Raw genomic sequence first — 18,153 nt, forward strand, 5'->3', positions numbered from 1 at the left:
GCCCGCCCCCGGGGGGGGGTGGGGCCCGGCCGGCCCCCGGGGGGGGCCCCGCCCCGGCCGGGCCGCCGCCCGGGACCCCCCGGGGCCGGGCGGGGCGTGCCACCCGGGCCGGCGCCCGGGGCGCGCCCGTCGCGGGGGCGGGTCGGCGGGTCGGGGCGAAGTGGTGCTCGTGGGCGCGCCGTTGCGGCTCCGGTGGCGTGATTCGCTGCTTCTTCGCTTCTTCTTCGCCTGGGCGCCACGAGCCGCCTCCCCGCGCATCATGTGGTGCGGGACAGGGTGTGGGCGTCGACGGTCGAGTGTCGTCGAACGGAGCGAGAAGGAGACGTCCATGTCCGGATGGAAGACCGTCACGGCCGCGATCCTGGCCGGGGCGGCGGTCGTTGCCGCGCCGGGAGTGGCCGCCGCGGCGGACCGCCACGGAAATCACCACAGGGCCTTCGACCTACAGGCGCACCGCGGCGGTCTGGGCCTGACCGTGGAGAGCACCATCGCGTCCTTCGCCAAGGGCCTGGACCTGGGGGTCTCCACCCTCGAACTGGACGTCCAGATCACCGAGGACGGCCGGGCCGTGGTCACCCACGACCGCAAGATCGACGGCCGCAAGTGTGCCGACACCGGACCCGTGCGGGCCGGTGACCCGGAGTTCCCCTACGTCGGGAAGTATGTCAACACGCTTACCCTCGACCAGGTTCGTACCCTCGACTGCGGGTCGCGGCAGTTCCCGGGCTTCCCCGGCCAGACCACCTCGCCCGGCGCCCGAATGCCGCTGCTCACCGAGGTGTTCGACCTGGTCAACCGGCGGCACGCACGCGGCGTGAAGCTCAACGTGGAGACCAAGGTCGAGGCGGGCGCGCCGAACGAGACGGCGCCGCGCGAGCAGTTCGTGCAGACGGTGGCCCGCGAGGTGCGCCGGGCCGGGCTGTTGCGCCAGGTCACCATCCAAAGCTTCGACTGGGGCTCGCTGATGAGGATGCGTCAGGTCGAACCCCGGCTGCCGCTGGTTGCGTTGACCAACTACGACTTCCTCCAGGTCGGCAAGCCCGGCGCCTCGCCCTGGCTGGGCGGCCTGGACATCGACGACTTCGGCGGCGACCCGCTGCGGGCGATCAAGTCGTTCGGCGCGACGTCGTTCTCGCCGGTGCACGGCTTTCCGCAGGACGGCAAGGTGGGCGACCCGAACTACCGTCCCTACGTGACCCGGGCGATGGTCGAGGAGGCACACCGACTGGGCATCAAGGTGGTGCCGTGGACCATCGACGACCCGGCGACCATGGCGAAGTTGATGGACGACGGCGTGGACGGGCTGATCACCGATTACCCCGACCGGTTGCGGGAGCTGATGGCGGCGCGAGGGCTGCCGCTGCCGAAGCGCTATCTCGCGCGGGGCTGACGCGGGGGAAGCGCTGCCGGGTGCGCGGTGGGCGTGGCGGATGGTGCTCGCTCGGGCGGGCGGTGCCCGCTCCGGCGGACAGTGCGCACTCGGCCGGACCCGCCCGCGCGGTGGGCATGGAACAGGGCCGGGCCCGTCGACGCGTGGTCGACGGGCCCGGCCCTGGAACTTCCCGGTTGTGCTCGGATCAGAGGTTGACGCCGTGCGCGCGCAGGTAGGTGACGGGGTTGATGCCGCTGCCGTAGTTCGGGGTGGTGCGGATCTCGAAGTGCAGGTGCGGACCGGTCACGTTGCCGGTCGCGCCCGAGAGGCCGATCTGCTGGCCGGTGCTCACCGTCTGGCCGGCGCGGACGCCGATGCTGGACAGGTGGGCGTACTGCGAGTACTTGCCGTCCGCGTGCTTGATGACGACCTCGTTGCCGTAGGCGCCACCGTTGCCGGCGCTGACCACGGTGCCCGAGGTGATGGCCTTGACGGAGGTGCCGGTGCCGACCACGAAGTCCTGGCCGGTGTGGCTGCCGCTGGACCACATGGAGCCACCGGTGCCGAACGCGGTGCCCAGGGCACCGTTCACCGGGGCGACGTAGCCCGAGGAGTTGACGGCGGTGCTGCCGGCCTTGGCCGAGGAGTCCTTGGCCACGACGGGGGCCTTCTCCTTGGTCACGGGCTTCGGGGCGACCTTGACCGACACGGAGGGCTGGGCCTCGGTCTTGGTCTCGACCTTGGCCTCGGCCTTCGGCGCGACCTCGGTCTTCGTGGCGGCCGCGGCCTTGCCGGAGAGCGAGAGCTTCTGGCCGACCAGGATCAGGTTCGGGTTGCCGCCGATGACGGACTTGTTGTCGGCGTACAGCTTGTGCCAGCCGCCCTCGACGTCCTTGGCCGCGGCGATCTTGGACAGGGTGTCGCCCTTGACCACGGAGTAGGTGGTGGTCGTGGCCTTGGTTTCGGCGGCCGGGACGACCTCGATCTTCGGGGCCTTCGGGGCCGGCGCGGACTCGACCGGCTTCTCGGCGACCTTGGGGGCGACCTTGACGGTGGCCTTGGTCGAGCCCGACTTGGCGTTGGGGGAGACGGCCGGAGCGGCGCCGCCACGGGTCAGGCCCGCGGGGCCCGAGGTGTTCGGCCACGCGCCGGGGCCCTGTACGGCGAGGACCTTCTCCGCGATGGCGATCTGCTGGTCCTTGGTGGCCAGGTCCGCACGCGGGGCGTACTGCTGACCGCCGAACTCGTTCCAGGTGCTCTGCGTGAACTGCAGGCCACCGTAGAAACCGTTGCCGGTGTTGATGTGCCAGTTGCCCGAGCTCTCGCCCATGGCGACCTTGTCCCAGACGGAGACCGGGGCGGCGGTGGCGGAGGTGGCGAAGCCGGTGATCAGCGGGGCGGCGACGATGGCGCCGGCCATGCCGAGGGTGAGCGCGAGGCGCGCGTTCTTGGGCTTGCGGGCAGGGGTGATGAACGACTGCACGAAGATTTTCCTTCTCCCACGCCTACGAAGTGAGCTGTCGGATTCGGGCTGGAGAGTCTCGCCCGGCCGGCGTCGACTCCTCGGGTATCGAGGAGGCGGGCACGGCTTCACCCCAAGCCGTCGTTATCGGATGTCCGCGACATGCGGACGCCCGGGACGGCATTCCACTTGGTTCCCCCGCTCCTGCCTTTCGGGTTTCGTACCGTGGCCTCTCCGGCGGCAGGATTCGGCGAACCGGGAGACACATTCCGCCGAACACCGGACCGGTGCGGCGAAGCACCAAGCTACGCATACACCCGACTCGGATCCAAACATCACGTTTCGCCGAAACCGAAGATTCGGGTCGGAAGGGTGGAATTACGGGACCGAAAGTCCCGAAGCGTCCACGCATTGTGTCCGGGACCTTCAGCGGGGAGTGAGGTCGGAATTGCGGGGAGTGAGAATCGTGAAAATTCGGTTCACGGTGCGTGCGAGTTCCTGACAATCGGTGCGCGGGATGTGACGTGCGCCACGGGATTTGTCGGAAACGACGGTCTCGGGATGGTGGAAAACGGGTCGAAACGGCGCCCGACCTGCCCATTTGTGGGATGCGGCGAGGGTGAAGGTGCGCGTGTGGCGGTGTCGGCGCCGGCCGGGTGGCGCCGTTCGAACCGGGTGGCGTGGCGGCGACTCTCTGTCCGATCCGCCATGAATTGGGTGATTTGCTCGTATACGAACTGCGGATGTTCGTGTCGGGCGGCGCCCGCCGGGCTCCTCACCCACTGAGCGTCGGCCGACGACCGATTCGGGCAGCGGCTGTCCCGCACCGGCGGCCCGATCCGCAGGCGCGGGTGCGGTCAGGGGTACGACCACGAACCGGGCCGGCCGGATGACGAAGCCGCGGCGTCGGTGGGGCCCGGGACCGTGCCGGTCCGGGCAGGAAGTGAACACGAGGGACGCGGCCATCTCACGCGGTCCCCGGCGATGTTCCGACGACTGGGAATGCGAGCCGGCGCGGACCGCGTGCAGGGCCTCGTCGAGGCCGCGGCGAAGGCGGGGAGCGACGCGTCGGTCCGAGAACCGCGCCTCACGGGCTGACGAGCCCCTGGAGCACCTGGAACGCGACGGCGACGACCAGCGCGTTGTAGAAGTAGGCGATGACGGTGTGAACGAGCACGATCCGCTGCATTCGCACACCGGGTCGGGTTCGGCGTATGCGGCTCCCCCCGTGTGGAGCCGCATACGCCGAACCCGGCCCGAGACGCCGGTGTCGGGTCCGTCGTGGTCAGGGCGTCCGGGCGCCGCCGTGGGGTGTGGTGAGGAATTCGGCGAGGTGTACCGCGCGTACGCGCGACTTGCGGCGCCGCAGGCCGGTGCGGAGTTGGCGCAGGCAGCCCGGGTTGACCGCGACCACGACGTCGGCGCCACTGGCCTCGATCGCGTCCAGCTTGCGGTCAAGGATGCGGCGGGATTCGATCGGGCGCAGGAGGGAGTAGGTGCCGGCCGCGCCGCAGCAGTCGCCGGCGCCCGGGGTTTCCACGAAGTCGGCCACTGCGGAAAGGACTTCGCGCGGTTCGCGCCAGACGCCGAGGCCGTTGCGCAGGTGGCAGGAGTCCTGGAGGGTGACCCTGACCCGGCGGCCGGCCACCCGGCGTTCGGGGAGGGCCGAGACGTCGACCACCTCGGACAATTCGGCGACCCGGTCGCGGCCGATGACGTCGGCCAGGTGCGCGGCGCATCCGCCGGAGGTGGTGACGATCCGGCCGGGGAGTCGTTCGCCGAGGCGGCGGGCGAGGGCACGGCCCTTGGTCGATTCGCCGTTGTGCGCGTGCAGCGCTCCGCAGCAGCCCTGGTCGTCGGGCACCTTCAGGCCGGGCAGGAGGGTGCGGGCCGCGCGGGAGACCTTCGGGAACATGGCGCGTTCGAAGCAGCCGAGCATGAGGGAGGCACCGGTGCCGGCGGGTGGCGTGGGTTGTGCGGGCTGTGCGGGCCGAGTGGGTGGTTTCGGGCTCCGGGGTGTGGCCGGACGGGTTGCCCTGTCGGGGCTGCTGCGCCCGGCCGGCAGGACGAAGCGGCCCCAGCCCATCGCGCGGACCACCGGCGGCAGGCTCACCACGATCGTCAACAGCCGGGCCAGTGGCGGTCGGTGTTTGCCCCGCCACTGGTGCTCGCGCCACTGTTCCAACAAGGAGCCGTACGGGACGCCCGCCGGGCAGACCGGTTCGCAGGCGCGGCAGCCCAGACACGCGGAGGACTGTTCCAGCAGGCTCGGGTCGTCGGCGTCCAGGCGGCCGGTCTCCAGCGCGCGCATCAGGTTGATCCGGCCGCGCGGCGACGAAGCCTCGTCGCCGGTGGCGGCGTAGGTCGGACACGCGGGCAGGCAGAAGCCGCAGGAGATGCAGCGGGAGAGTTCCTCGGGGTCGAACACACCGGTCATGAGCCGAGCTTTCCGGGATTGAGGATGCGGGCGGGATCGAAGGCGGTCTTGATCCGGCTGAGCAATTGCAGCTGTTCGTCGCCGAGTTGGGCGCGCAGGTGCGGCAACTTGGCGGCGCCTACCCCGTGTTCGCCGGTGATCGTGCCGCCGAGTTCGATCGCGGTGCGGAAGATGTCGTCGAAGGCGGCGTGCGCGCGCTCGATCGATTCGGTGTCGTTCGGGTCGGCCACCACGCAGGTGGGGTGGAGGTTGCCGTCGCCGGCGTGGCCGAAGGTGGCGATGGTGACGGTGTGCCCGGCCGCGATGGCGTCGATCCGGTCGACCATCTCGGCGATCCTGGGGCGCGGCACGGTGGCGTCCTCGAGGATGGTCAGCGCGCCGAGTCGGGACAGCGCGGGCAGCGAACATCGGCGAGCGGTCAGCAGTGCCTCGGCGCCGGCCACGTCCTCGGCCAGGGTCCATTCCGTGGCGCCGGCCGCGTCGCACAACTCGGCCATGCGGTTCAGGTCGCGGCGGACCGCGTCGGACGTACCGTCGTCGCCGAACAGGAGCAGCGCCCCGGCGTCCCGACGCAGGCCGAGGTCGGCGAAGTCCTCGACCGCGTTGACGCAGCTCCGGTCCAGGAATTCCAGGGTGGCCGGGACGATGCCGGCGGAGAGGATGTCGGCGACCGCGCGGCCGGCGTGGGACAGGTCGGGGAAGTAGGCGATCCCGGTGCCTGTGTCGGCGGGGGCGGGCAGCAGGGCCATGGTGATCTCGGTGATCACGGCGAGGGTGCCCTCGGAGCCGGTGAGCAGGCGGGTCAGGTCGTAGCCGGCCACGTCCTTCCAGAGCCGGCCGCCGGTGCGGATCACCTCGCCGGTGGGCAGTACCGCTTCCAGGCCGAGTACGTAGTTGCGGGTGACGCCGTACTTGAGGCCGCGCAGTCCGCCCGCGCAGGTGGCCACGTTGCCGCCGACGGTGGAGACCGTGCGGCTGCCCGGGTCGGGCGGGAAGAGCAGGCCGTGCGCGGTCGCGGCGTCGGCCAGGGCGGCGGTGGTCACGCCGGGTTCGACCACGGCGAGCAGTTCGTCGGGGCTGATCTCGCGGATGCGGTTCATGCGTGTGGTGACCAGGACGATGCCGCCGTTCAGGGCCACGGTGGCCGCGCACAGGTTGGAGCCGGCGCCCCGGGGGACGACCGGCACGCGGTGCTCGGTCGCCAGGCGCAGTACGGCGGCGACCTCGGCGGTGTCGGCCGGGAAGACCACGGCGTCCGGGAGCCGGTCGAACAGGGGGGTGGCGTCGCGGGCGTACGGCACGAGGTCGCCGGTGGTGTGGCGGACGTGTTCGGCGCCGACGATCGCGCTCAGGCGGTCGATCAGGTCCATGGACAGGGGCATGTTCCGTGGGTCTCCCTCGGGCGGGTGGCCGTCGCGATGGTGTGGGTTCGCGGCCGACGGCGGTGGTCGCGTCGGCAGTGTGGGTCCGGCGCGTCGGCCTGCGGCCCATTCGTTCTCAAACGCCGCACGGGCTGAGATGTGCTGCGGATCTGGCTGAGATGGTTGCGGACCGGATGGGGCTGGGGTCCGGGCCGGGGTGAACTGCGGTTCGGGGTGGGGTGGTTGCGATTTCGACACGGCTGGGACGCGGGCCGAATGGAGGTGGGTGGGGGCCTGGTCGGTGCTACATGACTGCCAATTGGCCGCCGTCTATGACCAGTTCGGTGCCGTGGATGAAGGCTGCGTCCTCCGAGGCCAGGAACGCGTAGGCGGCGGCTACGTCTTCGGGGCGGCCGGCGCGGGCCAGGGGGATTCGGGTGGTGATGTAGGTGGATTCGAAGTCGGGGTCTGTCATTGCGCCTGCGATCGAGGCGTTGAGTGGTGTACGGATGTATCCGGGGCACAGGGTGTTCACCCGGATCCCGTACCGGCCCAGTTCCACCGCCATCGTCTTGCCGAGCAGGAGGACACCTCCTTTGGAGGCGTTGTAGTGCGCGTAGTCCTCCTCACCCGCGATCCCGTTCGTGGACGACATGTTGACGATCACCCCACCGCCGCCGCGTTCGACCATGTGCCGGCCGACCGCCTGGCCGACCAGGAACATGCCGCGCAGGTTGACCGCGAGCATGCGGTCGAAATGTTCGGGGGTGATCTCCAGGAAGGGTTCGCGCCAGGCGATGCCGGCGTTGTTCGCGAGTACGTCGATGCCGCCGAGTTCGCGGACGGCGGCCTCGACGAGGGCGGTCGCGTCCGGCTCGTGGCTGACGTCGACGGCGAAGCCGGTGACCTCGCCGAGCGGGCGCAGTTCCGCGACGGCCTCGTCCACCTCGGCCGGATCCAGGCCGCCCACCAGGACGCGGCACCCCTCTTCGAGGAAGCGCCGGGCGGCCGCGAGGCCGATGCCGCTGCTGCCGCCGCTGACGAGTATCCGCTTGCCGATGAGCCCGCGCATCGCTTCTCCTCCGTGACCGGTCGACGAGCCGGGACGTTATCAGCGATGCGCGGTACGGTCTATCATTCCATCAGACGGAATGCCATCCCATTTATGCTTCGTTCCCTAGGGGGGCCCTTGACCGGCAACAGCGATTCGCCCGTGATCAGCGTGGATCGAGCACTGCGGATCCTGATGCGTATGGGCGAAATGCCCCGAGGTATCGCCTTGGAGGAGCTTGCGAGTGATCTGGACATCCCGAAGAGCACCCTCCACCGGTTGCTCGGGGCGCTCAAGCACCGCGGATTCGCCGCCCAGCCCGAGGTGAACGGCCCCTACTTCATCGGGAGTCAGCTGCTCGCCACCGCGTTCCGGTTCCACGACGACATCGACCTGCGCTCGATGGTGCATCCGCTGCTCGCCGACCTGCGCCGGGTGACCGACGAGACGGTGCACGTGGCGATCCTGGACGCGGGTGAGGTGGTCTATCTGGACAAGGTCGAGGCGTCCGGCGCGATCAAGCTCTCGTCCGTGATCGGTGGGCGAAATCCCGCGCACAGCACGGGAGTCGGCAAGGCGCTGCTGGCCTGGACGTATCCCACCGACGAGGCGCTGCGGGCCTGGGCGACGCCTCGGCTGCCGCTGCGGCCGGCGACTCGACACACGCTCACCTCGGTGCCGAAGCTGGCCGCCGAGCTGGACGAGGTGCGGCGTCGTGGCTGGGCCACGGACCTGGAGGAGAACGAGCTGGGGCTGCGGTGTGTGGCGGTGCCGCTGTTCCTGGGACGGTCGGCGCCGGCGGCCGCGATCAGCGTGACCGGACTGAAGTCGCGGATGACATCGGCGCGAATGACGGAACTGGCCGAGGCACTTCGCTCGCGCGTGGCCGAATGGGCGGGCTCGGCAACCTAGCCTGCGCCCCGAGATTGCCCCGCGCCGCCCTCAATCGCCGGGCAGGCTGCAATCGGCCCCGGCCCAGGGCGCGCCTGCGCCGCTGCGCGGGCGCCGCGAGGCGTCCTCAAACGCCGGACGGGCTGGGGTTGCCGGGTCCCGGGTGTGGCTGCGGTTGCGTGGTGCGAGGCGTCCTCAAGCGCCGGGCGGGCTGGGGTTGGTCGGGTTCCGGGTGTGCCTGCGGTTGTGCGGTGCGAGGCGTCCTCAAGCGCCGGACGGGCTGGGGTTGCCGGGGCTCCGGGTGCAGCTGCGGATGCGTGGGTGGGGTGTGTCCTCAAGCGCCGGGCGGGCTGGGGTTGCCGGGGCTCCGGGTGTGGCTGCGGTTGCGTGGTGCGAGGCGTCCTCAAGCGCCGGGCGGGCTGGGGTTGGTCGGGTCCTGGGTGTGGCTGCGGTTGCGTGGTGCGAGGCGTCCTCAAGCGCCGGGCGGGCTGGGGTTGCCGGACTCACGCAGGCGTGCCATCCCCGATGCCGACACGGGCTTGGCCGGTTCCACGACCAACACCGGACCACTCACGTCCGCGAGCGTAGCCATCCCGAGCCGAGGCCCCGACCGTATTACTCAGCGTGGGTGCGTTTGGGGTGGTTTGGGGTAAGGAGTGTTGTCTGCCGGTTGGTTGTTGTGGGGGCGCTGGGGTGGGCAACTTTCTTGTTTGGTGGGGGGATTGGGTTTGGGTGTGGGGGGACCGGGGGCTCTTGACAGGTTTGGCGGGGCGTTGTTTTACTCGCTTCGCTACTTGGAATTGCGTTCCGCTAGACGGAATGCCGAACAACGGGGAGCGGCATGAGGTTGGCGACAGTCGACTGCGCGGGCCGGGCGGTGGCCGTGGTCGAGCGCGACGGGGGGTTGTACCGGCTCGACGGGCCCGGTGGCGGGACGCTCGGGGCGCTGGTCGCGGCTGGGCCCGAGGTGGTGCGGGCGGTGGTCGATGCCGCCGTCGAGCCGGTTCAAGCGACTCGGTACCTGGCGCCGTTGCGGCCGGGGAAGATCGTTGCGATCGGACTGAACTACCTGGACCACATCCGCGAGGCCGGTGTGGAGCCGCCGAGCAACCCGCTGGTGTTCGCCAAGTTCCCGTCCAGCGTGATCGGCAGCGGCGATGCCATCGTCGTCGACGCCGAACTGACCAAGGACGTGGACTGGGAGGTGGAACTCGGCGTGGTGCTCGGCCGGCCGCTGCGCAACGCGGACAAGGACGAGGCGATGGCCGCGATCGCCGGCTACACCGTCGCCAACGACGTCTCCGCCCGCGACCTCCAGTTCGGCGACGGGCAGTGGGTGCGCGGGAAGAGCCTGGACACGTTCTGCCCGCTGGGTCCGGTCCTGGTCACCCCCGACGAGGTGGCCGACCCGCAGGCGCTCGCGCTGCGCACCCGGGTCAACGGGCAACTCGTGCAGGACTCCTCGACCGCCGAAATGCTCTTCGGCATCGCCGAGTTGTTGTCGTACTGCTCGCGGGCCTTCACCCTCGAACCCGGCGACCTCGTGCTCACCGGCACCCCCTGGGGCTGCGGCGCGTTCATGGACCCGCCGCGCCGGCTGGCACCGGGCGACGTGCTGGAGACCGAGATCGAGGGCATCGGCGTACTGGTCAACCCGGTCGTCGGCGCCGAGGCCCGACCGGGACGTCCGTGACCCTCGGCGGTTCCGTCCCCGGCACGGGGGCGGGGCCGGTCCCGCTGTCGCCGCCGGCGGCCACACTCGGCGAGAGCCCGTGCTGGGACGTGCGCAGCGGCCGGCTCCTGTGGGTGGACATCCCGGCGGGCCGGGTCCACTACCTGGTCCCCGACACCGACCTGTACGGCTGGTACGACATCGGCCGACCGGTGAGCGCGATCGTCCCGCGCGTGGTCGGCGGCTTCGGCCTCGCCGTGCGTGAGGGATTCGCCGTCCTGGAGCCGGACGGCACGGTCCGGATCGTCGCCCCCGTGGAGGCCGACCGACCCGGCAACCGGATGAACGACGGGGCCTGCGACCGGGCCGGCCGCTTCTTCGCCGGCACCAAGGCGGAGGACGACACCCCCGGCGCCGGCGCGCTCTACCGACTGGACCCGCCCGACACCGCCCACCCGAGCCAACTGCCGCGACTCGTCCGGGTGTTCGCCGACGTGACCAACTCCAACGGGATCGCCTGGAGCCCGGACGAGCGACTGGTCTACTACGTGGACACCGGCACCGGCCGGGTCGACGTCTGCGCCTACGACCCGGCCGACGGCACCGTCTGCGACCGCCGACCCTTCGCCGAGATCCCGGCGGAGGCGGGCCTGCCCGACGGCCTGACCGTCGATGCCGACGGCGGCGTGTGGGTCGCGCTGTGGGAGGGCGGGGCGCTGCGCCGCTACACCCCCGACGGCCGGCTCGACCGCACCCTGCCCGTGCCGGTACGGCGGGTGACGAACTGCGTGTTCGGCGGCCCCGACCTGGACGTGCTCTACGTGACCACGGCCGCGACCGACGACCGGGAACCGCTGGGCGGGCGGTTGTTCGCGTTCCGCCCCGGGATCCGCGGCTTGGCCGCTCACCCCTACCGAGGCTGACCTCCCCTTCGCGGCAGACCACCCCCGCGACCTGCGGCCGACCACCCGCGACCGCGGCCCACCATCGCCGCGACCGCGGCCACCACCTCGCGACCCGCGGCCGACACCACCGCCGCGAGCCCACGATCGACCCCACACCCGCCCCAGGGCGAGATGGAGAGTGCACGTGAAGGCCAACCAGTACACCGGCGACGGGGCGACCCAGGGGGCACGACGATGAGGGCGCTCGTGTTCACCGGACCCGCCACCGTCGAGATGGACGACGTGGCCGAACCCGAACCGGCCGAGGACGAGGTACTGATCCACGTACGCAGCGCCGGCATCTGCGGCAGCGAACTGCACGGCGTACGCACCCCCGGCTTTCGTGTCCCGCCGCTGGTGATGGGACACGAGTTCGCGGGCGTGACCGACGACGGAACGTCGGTCACCGTCAACCCGATCCTGTCCTGCGGCACCTGCGACCTGTGCCGGGGCGGCCTGCGCCAGGTCTGCCGCGACCGCCGGATCATCGGCGTACACGTGCCCGGCGGCTTCGCCGAGCGCGTCGCGGTACCGCGTTCCGCGCTGCACAAGCTCCCCGACGACATGTCGTGGGAGGCCGCCGCGGTGATCGAGCCCGCCGCCAACGCGGTACACGCCTGGCGGCTCGCCGACGTCGCGCCCGGCGCCCGGGTCGGCGTGATCGGCGCCGGCGCGATCGGCCTGGTCTGCGTCCTGGCCGCCGCCGGCGAGGAGACCGCGAGCATCGCGGTCGCCGACCGCTCGCCCGAACGCCGCCGGATCGCCGCCAAGTTGGGCGCCACCACCGTGGCCGGCGAACTCACCGGCGAGTTCGACGTGGTCTTCGACGCGGTCGGCAGCAGCGACACCCACGAGCAGTCGGTGCGCCTGCTGCGTCCGGGCGGGGTGGCCATCTGGCTCGGCCTGGCCGGCGTCGAGGCCGGCTTCGACGCGACCGTGCTGGTCCGTACCGAAAAACGCGTGCTCGGCTCGTTCGCCTACACCAACGCGGAGTTCGAGCGCGCCGTCGACCTCGTCGGCGGCTGGGGCCTGGGCTGGACCGCGACTTACCCCCTGGAGTCGGGCGCGGAGATCTTCACCGACCTCATGCGCGGCGGCAGCCACCCGGTCAAGGCGATCCTGCGCCCCTGACCCGCCCACCCGAGCGCCCGCCCGCCCCACCACCCGAGCCCACCCCGAAGCCGCACAGCGAGGTGACCGCACCATGGCAAGGATCGTGCTCATCGGAGCCGGCAGCATCACGTTCGCCAAGAACCTGCTCTCCGACCTCCTGACCTACCCCGAACTCGCCGACGAGATGACCGTCGTCCTGCACGACATCGACGTCGAACGGCTCAACACCGCCGAGCAGATGACCCGTTGGATGATCGACACGCTCGGCGTCGGTGCCAAGGTGGAGGCCCACCTCGGCCGCCGCCGCGCCCTGGCCGGCGCCGACTACGTGATCAACGAGATCGCGGTGGGCGGCGTCAAGGCCGCGCACATCGACTTCGAGATCCCCGCCCGCTACGGGCTGCGCCAGACCATCGGCGACACCCTCGGCATCGGCGGCATCTTCCGCGCACTGCGCACCATCCCGGTCATGGTCGGCATCGGCAGGGACATGGCCGAACTGTGCCCCGACGCGATCCTGATCAACTACACCAACCCGATGTCGATGATCCCGCGCGCGGTCTACGAGGGCACCGGCCTGAAGAAGGTCGTCGGCGTGTGCCACTCGGTCCGCGACACCGAGGCCACGCTGGCGCGCCTGGTCGGCATCCCGAAGGAGGAGATCTCCTTCCGCACGGCCGGCGTCAACCACCAGGCGTTCGTCCTGCGTTTCGAACACCGCGGCGAGAACCTCTACCGGCGCCTGGACGAAGTGATCGAGGCCGACCCGGAGATGCGGCGCCGGGTACGGGTCGAGGTCTACCGCCGCTTCGGCTACTTCCCCACCGAGTCCAGCGAGCACGGCTCGGAGTACCTGCCCTGGTTCCTGCCGCACCAGGACCAGGTGGACCGGTTTCGCCTGCCGATCGGCACCTACCTGGACTGGCTCCAGGACAACCTCGACACCTACGAGGCGCTGGTCGCCGGGCTGCGTGCGGGCAACGGCGTGGAGATCGCGCCCGGCAACGAACTCGCCTCGCTGATCATCCACTCCACCGAGACCGGCACCCCGCGCGTACTGCACGGCAACGTGGTCAACGACGGACTGATCAGCAACCTGCCGTCCGACGCGTTCGTCGAAGTCCCATGCCTGGTCGACAAGGCGGGCGTACAGCCCACCAGGATCGGTGCGCTGCCGCCGCAACTGGCCGCGCTCAACCGGAATTACCTCAACGTCGGCGACCTGACGCTGCACGCCGCCCTGGAGGGCCGCCGCGACCACGTCTACCACGCCGCGATGCTCGACCCGAACGCGTCCGCGACCCTGACGCTGCAACAGATCCAGGATCTGGTCGACGAGTTGATCGTCGCGCACGGTGCCTCGCTGCCCGACGGCATCCGCAACTGATCCGCCCGACCCAGACAGGGAGCGAGTAGATGATCCCGCACTTCCCCCACGAAACCGTCGTGCCGGCGCACCTGAAGGATCTGCCGCTGGCGCGGTACACGCCGCGCTCGCGGCTCGTCGTCGGGGCGCACGAGGTCGAGCGGGCCTCGCTCCCGGTCGTCGACGCGCACATCCACCTCGGCCGCTGGCTCAGCGAGGACGGCGGCTGGGTGGTGCCCGACGTCGGCGCACTGCTCGCGATGATGGACGAGTTGGGCATCCGCGGCATGGTCAACCTCGACGGTCGTTGGGGCAGCGAACTCGACGAGAACCTGGCCCGCTACGACCACGCCCACCCCGGCCGGTTCGCCACCTTCTGCCACGTCGACTGGCGCGAGTTGGCCGCCCCCGGATTCGAGGAGCGGATCGCCGCCGGGATCCGTCGCGCCGCCGAGACCGGCGCGGTCGGACTCAAGGTCTGGAAGGACCTCGGTCTGCAACTGCGGGATCACACCGAGACGTTGGTCATGGTCGACGATCCGCGCCTGGACACCCTGTGGGCCACCGCCGGCGAGGTCGGCCTGCCGATCTGGATCCACACCGCGGACCCGGTCGCCTTCTTCGACCCCATCGACGAGCACAACGAACGCCTCGAACTGCTCCTGGCCCGCCCGGACTGGTCGTTCGCCGACGCACGTTTCCCCACCTTCGAACGACTGGTTCAGGCACTGGAGAACGCGGTCGCCCGGCACCCCGGCACCACGTTCGTCGGCGTGCACATGGGCTGCTACCCGGAGAACCTGCAATGGGTGGGCCGGATGCTGGACACCTACGCCAACTTCCACGTCGACATCGCGGCCCGGATCGCCGAACTCGGCCGTCAACCCAGGGCCACCACCGAGTTGATCCTGCGCCACCCCGACCGGGTGCTGTTCGGCACCGACGAGATCCCGCCGGACCGGGCCTCCTACCAGCGGCACTTCCGCTTCCTGGAGACCGCCGACGAGGGTTTCCCGCACTCCGACCAGGACCCGCCGCTGATGGGCCGCTGGGCGATCAGCGGACTCGACCTGCCCCGGGACGTGCTGGCCAAGGTCTACGCCGACAACGCACTGCGACTCGTCCCCAGGCTGGCCTCATGAGCATGACCCTCGGCCGGCGCAGGAGCCGCCCCGCCCGCCCCCGAACCGGCAACCGCGCGCGGTCGAAGGAGAATCGGGCCGCCGGCCTGTTCCTGCTCCCCGCGTTCATCGGCTTCGCCGTCTTCTACCTCTACCCCACCGGTCGCGGCATCTGGATCTCGCTCACCGACTGGAACCTGCTCTCCGACCCGAAGTACGTCGGCGCCGACAACTACGTCGAGGTGGCCAAGGACCCGCTGTTCTGGAACGCCCTCAAGGTCACCGCCTACTTCGTCTTCATCACCCTCGGCGTACAGGTCGGCGTGGCTCTGCTGCTCGCCGCGATCATGGTCCGGCTCACCGGATCCGTCGTGGTCCGCGCCCTGCTCCTGGTGCCCTGGCTGGTGCCGAACGTGACCATCGGGCTGATCTGGCTGTGGATGCTCGACGCCAACCTCGGCTTCGTGAACCACCTGATGGGCAAGACCGGGAGCGACACGCACGGCTTCTTCGCCTCGCCGGACGAGGCCCTGCTGAGCGTGTCCGCGGTCAACATCTGGGCGGGCACCGGATACGTGGCACTGCTCCTGTACGCCGGGATGTTGCAGATCCCGGGCGAGCTGTACGAATCCGCGTCCCTGGACGGGGCGGGCGAGATCCGGATGTTCTTCAAGATCACCCTGCCGCTGCTCCGGCCGATCCTGGCCCTGGTGATGGTGGTCTCGGTGATCGGCTCGTTCCAGATCTTCGACACGATCGCGGTAACCACCAAGGGCGGCCCGGTCGACGCCACCCGCGTCGCCTACTACTACATCTACCAGGAGGCGTTCACCCACTTCCGCATGGGCTACGCCGCCGCGATGGCGCTGTGCCTGGTGGTCGTGCTCGGCGGACTGACCTACCTCCAGATGCGCCTGCTGCGCGCCTCCACGTCCGACCTGGCCTGAGAGGTTGACCATGTCCACATCCACCCGGGCCCGACCGATCGCCCGGGCCGCATCCTCGAAGCCGGCCGCCGCCGAGGCCGAACACCGCCCGTCGCGCCGCAAGTTCGGCCTCGGACGCGCACTGGCCTGGCTGGTGCTCGGCGTCTCGCTGCTGATCACCCTCTTCCCCTTCTATTGGATGTTGCGCACCGCGCTGACCGACGGCAACCACCTCTACTCCGACAGCACCTCGCTGTGGCCCGAGCACTTCACCTTCGCCAACTTCAAGCGGGTGCTCGGTCTCGCGTCGGACGAGGAGAGCCGCGCGGCCGGCGGCTCGGGCGCCGACCTGGACTTCCTGCTGTACACCCGCAACTCGATCATCTACACCACGGCGATCGTGGTCGGGCAGACCCTCTCCTGCGCGATGGCCGGCTACGCGCTCGCCCGACTGCGGTTCCGCGGGCGCGAGTTCGCCTTCGCCGTGGTCGTGGGCGCGCTGATGGTGCCGCCGATCTTCACGCTGCTGCCCAACTTCGTGATGGTCAAGGACCTGGGCATGCTGAACAGCTTCGCCGGCATGGTCGCGCCGACGCTGCTGATGACCCCGTTCACGGTGTTCTTCCTGCGCCAGTTCTTCATGTCGATCCCGCGCGAGATCGAGGAGGCGGCGATGCTCGACGGCGCCGGCCACTGGCGGATCTTCTGGCGCGTGGTGCTGCCGATGAGCAAGGGCCCGATCCTGACCATCGCGCTGACCACCGCGGTGTGGGCGTGGAAGGACTACCTGTGGCCGCTGTTGGTCGGCAACGAACCCGACAACCGGGTACTGACCACCGGCATCGGCGTGTTCCTCCAGCAGTCGCCCAATGCCCGTCCCGACTGGACCGGTCTGATGGCCGCCTCCACGCTCTCGGTCGTCCCGATGCTGATCCTGCTGGTGGTCTTCGGTCGACGGATCGTCAACGGCCTCAACTTCACCGGCCTCAAGTGAACCCCCCGAGTTTCCCTCCGAGGAGATCCCCATGTCCCGTGCCATGATTCGCCGCTCCCTGAGATCGCCCGCCGTCCGCACGTCCGCCGTGGTCGCCAGTGTGATGCTCGTCGCCGCCGGGTGCGGCTCCAGTGGCTCCTCGGGCGGCGACGGTGGGGGCTCGGTGAAGCTGAAGTATTCGCTGTGGGACGACAACCAGCTTCCGCAGTACAAGAAGTGCGCGGAAGCCTTCCACGCCAAGAACCCGAAGATCACCGTCGAGGTCACCCAGACCGCGTGGGCGCAGTACTGGCAGAACCTGACCACGCAGGTCGTCTCCGGGACCGCGCCGGACGTGTTCACCAACTCGGTCCTGTACTTCCCGCAGTTCCAGAAGAACAACCAGATCCTGGACCTGACGTCCTACATCCAGCGCGACACCGTGGATCTGCAGCAGTACCAGGCCAACCTGGCCGACGTGTGGACACGTGACGGAAAGCGCTACGGCCTGCCCAAGGACTGGGGCACCATGGGCGTCGCGTACAACAAGGAGATGGCGCAGCGCGCCCAACTCACCCCGCAGGCTCTGGACGCCTGGACCTGGAACCCGGTCGACGGCGGCGACTTCGGCCGCGCGGTGGCCGCGATGACCGTCGACGAGAACGGCCGCACCGGCCTGGAGCCGGGTTTCGACAAGAACAAGGTCAAGACCTACGGTCTGGCCATCGCCTATGAGGGCGGCGCCGTCGGCCAGGACTCCTGGGGCTCGTTCGCGGTCTCCAACGGCTTCCAGTACGTGGACAAGAACCCGTTCGGCACCAAGTACAACTATACCGACCCCAAGCTCACGCAGACTCTCGACTGGTTCGCGGGGCTGATCAAGAAGGGGTACATGCCGGCGTACGACAAGCAGTCGACGGTCGGCGCCGACGGGCTGCTCCAGTCCGGCAAGGCCGCGATGACCATCGCCGGTTCGTGGATGGCCAAGACCTACATGGCCGACGGCAAGGTCGCCTTCGCCGGCATGCCGACCGGTCCCACCGGGCGCAAGACGCCGATCAACGGCCTGTCCGACGCCGTGTACGCCAACGGCAAGCACAAGGAACAGGCCTGGCAGTGGGTGAAGTTCCTGGCCTCCACCGAGTGTCAGGACATCGTCGCCGGCGAGGCCGTGGTCTTCCCGGCGATCACCACGTCCTCGGCCAAGGCCGAGGCCGCGCAACTGGCCGCGGGTCGTGACATGCGGATCTTCACCCAGCCGGTGGCAACCCCCGGCCAGACCTTCGTACTTCCGGTCACCGACCAGGGCGACCGGATCCTGGACATCGTGCAGAGCGCCGTCGACCGGGTCTGGCTGGGCCAGACCGACGCCAAGTCCGCGCTCGGTCAGGCGAACAGCGATGTCAACGCCCTACTGAAGAAGTGAGCCACCGTCCCATCCGGAAGGCCATTCCAGAAGGAGTA

The 18,153-nt window shown here is 70.2% G+C and carries 14 protein-coding genes and 1 riboswitch; of the genes, 10 read left to right on the forward strand and 4 right to left on the reverse strand.

The features are described 5' to 3' along the window. The first annotated feature begins 328 nt into the window (after nt 1-328). Entirely contained in the window at nt 329-1,390 is a 1,062-nt protein-coding gene (locus ACFXKZ_RS27320; protein ID WP_380003663.1) for a glycerophosphodiester phosphodiesterase family protein, read from the forward strand. A 187-nt stretch (nt 1,391-1,577) separates the two neighbouring features. Here the strand turns inward: ACFXKZ_RS27320 and ACFXKZ_RS27325 are convergent, their stop codons facing one another. The 4 genes from ACFXKZ_RS27325 to ACFXKZ_RS27340 all read right to left on the reverse strand — a co-directional run bounded on the left by ACFXKZ_RS27325 (nt 1,578) and on the right by ACFXKZ_RS27340 (nt 7,704). Next, on the reverse strand, nt 1,578-2,792 hold the full coding sequence (locus ACFXKZ_RS27325; RefSeq protein ID WP_380003884.1) for a transglycosylase family protein: 1,215 nt from the start codon (nt 2,790-2,792) through the stop codon (nt 1,578-1,580). Between the two features lie 67 nt (nt 2,793-2,859). Then, nucleotides 2,860-3,097: riboswitch (cyclic di-AMP (ydaO/yuaA leader) on the reverse strand. Nucleotides 3,098-4,119: 1,022 nt separating this feature from the next. Continuing rightward, the gene (locus ACFXKZ_RS27330; RefSeq protein ID WP_380003664.1) at nt 4,120-5,271 is read right to left on the reverse strand and encodes a (Fe-S)-binding protein; all 1,152 of its coding nucleotides are present in this window, start codon (nt 5,269-5,271) and stop codon (nt 4,120-4,122) included. Then, a complete protein-coding gene (locus ACFXKZ_RS27335; RefSeq protein WP_380003665.1) occupies nt 5,268-6,653 on the reverse strand; it encodes an FAD-binding oxidoreductase in 1,386 nt (461 codons plus the stop codon). Before ACFXKZ_RS27335 ends, ACFXKZ_RS27330 begins: the two co-directional genes overlap by 4 nt. A 283-nt stretch (nt 6,654-6,936) precedes the next feature. After that, a complete protein-coding gene (locus ACFXKZ_RS27340) occupies nt 6,937-7,704 on the reverse strand; it encodes an SDR family NAD(P)-dependent oxidoreductase (RefSeq protein WP_380003666.1) in 768 nt (255 codons plus the stop codon). Between the two features lie 117 nt (nt 7,705-7,821). Here ACFXKZ_RS27340 and ACFXKZ_RS27345 point away from each other — a divergent pair, with 117 nt between their 5' ends. The 9 genes from ACFXKZ_RS27345 (at nt 7,822) to ACFXKZ_RS27385 (ending at nt 18,115) form a co-directional block, all read left to right on the forward strand. Beyond that, on the forward strand, nt 7,822-8,595 hold the full coding sequence (locus tag ACFXKZ_RS27345) for an IclR family transcriptional regulator (protein WP_161500913.1): 774 nt from the start codon (nt 7,822-7,824) through the stop codon (nt 8,593-8,595). 820 nt (nt 8,596-9,415) lie between these two features. After that, nucleotides 9,416-10,267, forward strand: a complete 852-nt coding sequence (locus ACFXKZ_RS27350) for a fumarylacetoacetate hydrolase family protein (RefSeq protein ID WP_380003668.1) — start codon at nt 9,416-9,418, stop codon at nt 10,265-10,267. Then, complete coding sequence (locus tag ACFXKZ_RS27355) at nt 10,264-11,169, forward strand: SMP-30/gluconolactonase/LRE family protein (protein WP_380003669.1); 906 nt, start codon at nt 10,264-10,266, stop codon at nt 11,167-11,169. Before ACFXKZ_RS27350 ends, ACFXKZ_RS27355 begins: the two co-directional genes overlap by 4 nt. A 216-nt stretch (nt 11,170-11,385) precedes the next feature. Next, nucleotides 11,386-12,321: a zinc-binding dehydrogenase gene (locus ACFXKZ_RS27360; protein WP_380003670.1), complete on the forward strand. Its 936-nt coding sequence runs from the start codon at nt 11,386-11,388 to the stop codon at nt 12,319-12,321. A gap of 73 nt (nt 12,322-12,394) precedes the next feature. Beyond that, nucleotides 12,395-13,690 (forward strand): alpha-galactosidase, encoded by a 1,296-nt coding sequence (gene melA / locus ACFXKZ_RS27365; RefSeq protein ID WP_380003671.1) that lies wholly within the window; start codon nt 12,395-12,397, stop codon nt 13,688-13,690. A 29-nt stretch (nt 13,691-13,719) separates the two neighbouring features. Continuing rightward, nucleotides 13,720-14,811: an amidohydrolase family protein gene (locus ACFXKZ_RS27370; RefSeq protein WP_380003672.1), complete on the forward strand. Its 1,092-nt coding sequence runs from the start codon at nt 13,720-13,722 to the stop codon at nt 14,809-14,811. Further along, the gene (locus tag ACFXKZ_RS27375) at nt 14,808-15,737 is read left to right on the forward strand and encodes a carbohydrate ABC transporter permease (RefSeq protein ID WP_380003673.1); all 930 of its coding nucleotides are present in this window, start codon (nt 14,808-14,810) and stop codon (nt 15,735-15,737) included. The genes ACFXKZ_RS27370 and ACFXKZ_RS27375 overlap by 4 nt, the downstream gene beginning before the upstream one ends. Before the next feature lie 10 nt (nt 15,738-15,747). Continuing rightward, nucleotides 15,748-16,710 carry a carbohydrate ABC transporter permease gene (locus ACFXKZ_RS27380; RefSeq protein WP_380003674.1) on the forward strand — a complete coding sequence of 321 codons (963 nt, stop codon included), beginning with the start codon at nt 15,748-15,750 and terminating at the stop codon, nt 16,708-16,710. A gap of 31 nt (nt 16,711-16,741) precedes the next feature. After that, nucleotides 16,742-18,115 (forward strand): ABC transporter substrate-binding protein, encoded by a 1,374-nt coding sequence (locus tag ACFXKZ_RS27385; protein WP_380003676.1) that lies wholly within the window; start codon nt 16,742-16,744, stop codon nt 18,113-18,115. Nucleotides 18,116-18,153: the final 38 nt, after the last annotated feature.

The organism is Embleya sp. NPDC059237 (genome assembly GCF_042754105.1).
In the GTDB taxonomy this organism is placed as follows: domain Bacteria; phylum Actinomycetota; class Actinomycetes; order Streptomycetales; family Streptomycetaceae; genus Embleya.

Bases quoted from the DNA above. Each gene is read 5' to 3' on its own strand.
- ACFXKZ_RS27325 (WP_380003884.1), bottom strand. From the start codon at position 2,792: ATGGCCGGCGCCATCGTCGCCGCCCCGCTGATCACCGGCTTCGCCACC.
- ACFXKZ_RS27330 (WP_380003664.1), bottom strand. From the start codon at position 5,271: ATGACCGGTGTGTTCGACCCCGAGGAACTCTCCCGCTGCATCTCCTGC.
- ACFXKZ_RS27320 (WP_380003663.1), top strand. From the start codon at position 329: ATGTCCGGATGGAAGACCGTCACGGCCGCGATCCTGGCCGGGGCGGCG.
- ACFXKZ_RS27370 (WP_380003672.1), top strand. From the start codon at position 13,720: ATGATCCCGCACTTCCCCCACGAAACCGTCGTGCCGGCGCACCTGAAG.
- melA (WP_380003671.1), top strand. From the start codon at position 12,395: ATGGCAAGGATCGTGCTCATCGGAGCCGGCAGCATCACGTTCGCCAAG.
- ACFXKZ_RS27385 (WP_380003676.1), top strand. From the start codon at position 16,742: ATGTCCCGTGCCATGATTCGCCGCTCCCTGAGATCGCCCGCCGTCCGC.
- ACFXKZ_RS27360 (WP_380003670.1), top strand. From the start codon at position 11,386: ATGAGGGCGCTCGTGTTCACCGGACCCGCCACCGTCGAGATGGACGAC.
- ACFXKZ_RS27380 (WP_380003674.1), top strand. From the start codon at position 15,748: ATGTCCACATCCACCCGGGCCCGACCGATCGCCCGGGCCGCATCCTCG.
- ACFXKZ_RS27335 (WP_380003665.1), bottom strand. From the start codon at position 6,653: ATGCCCCTGTCCATGGACCTGATCGACCGCCTGAGCGCGATCGTCGGC.
- ACFXKZ_RS27340 (WP_380003666.1), bottom strand. From the start codon at position 7,704: ATGCGCGGGCTCATCGGCAAGCGGATACTCGTCAGCGGCGGCAGCAGC.
- ACFXKZ_RS27375 (WP_380003673.1), top strand. From the start codon at position 14,808: ATGAGCATGACCCTCGGCCGGCGCAGGAGCCGCCCCGCCCGCCCCCGA.
- ACFXKZ_RS27350 (WP_380003668.1), top strand. From the start codon at position 9,416: ATGAGGTTGGCGACAGTCGACTGCGCGGGCCGGGCGGTGGCCGTGGTC.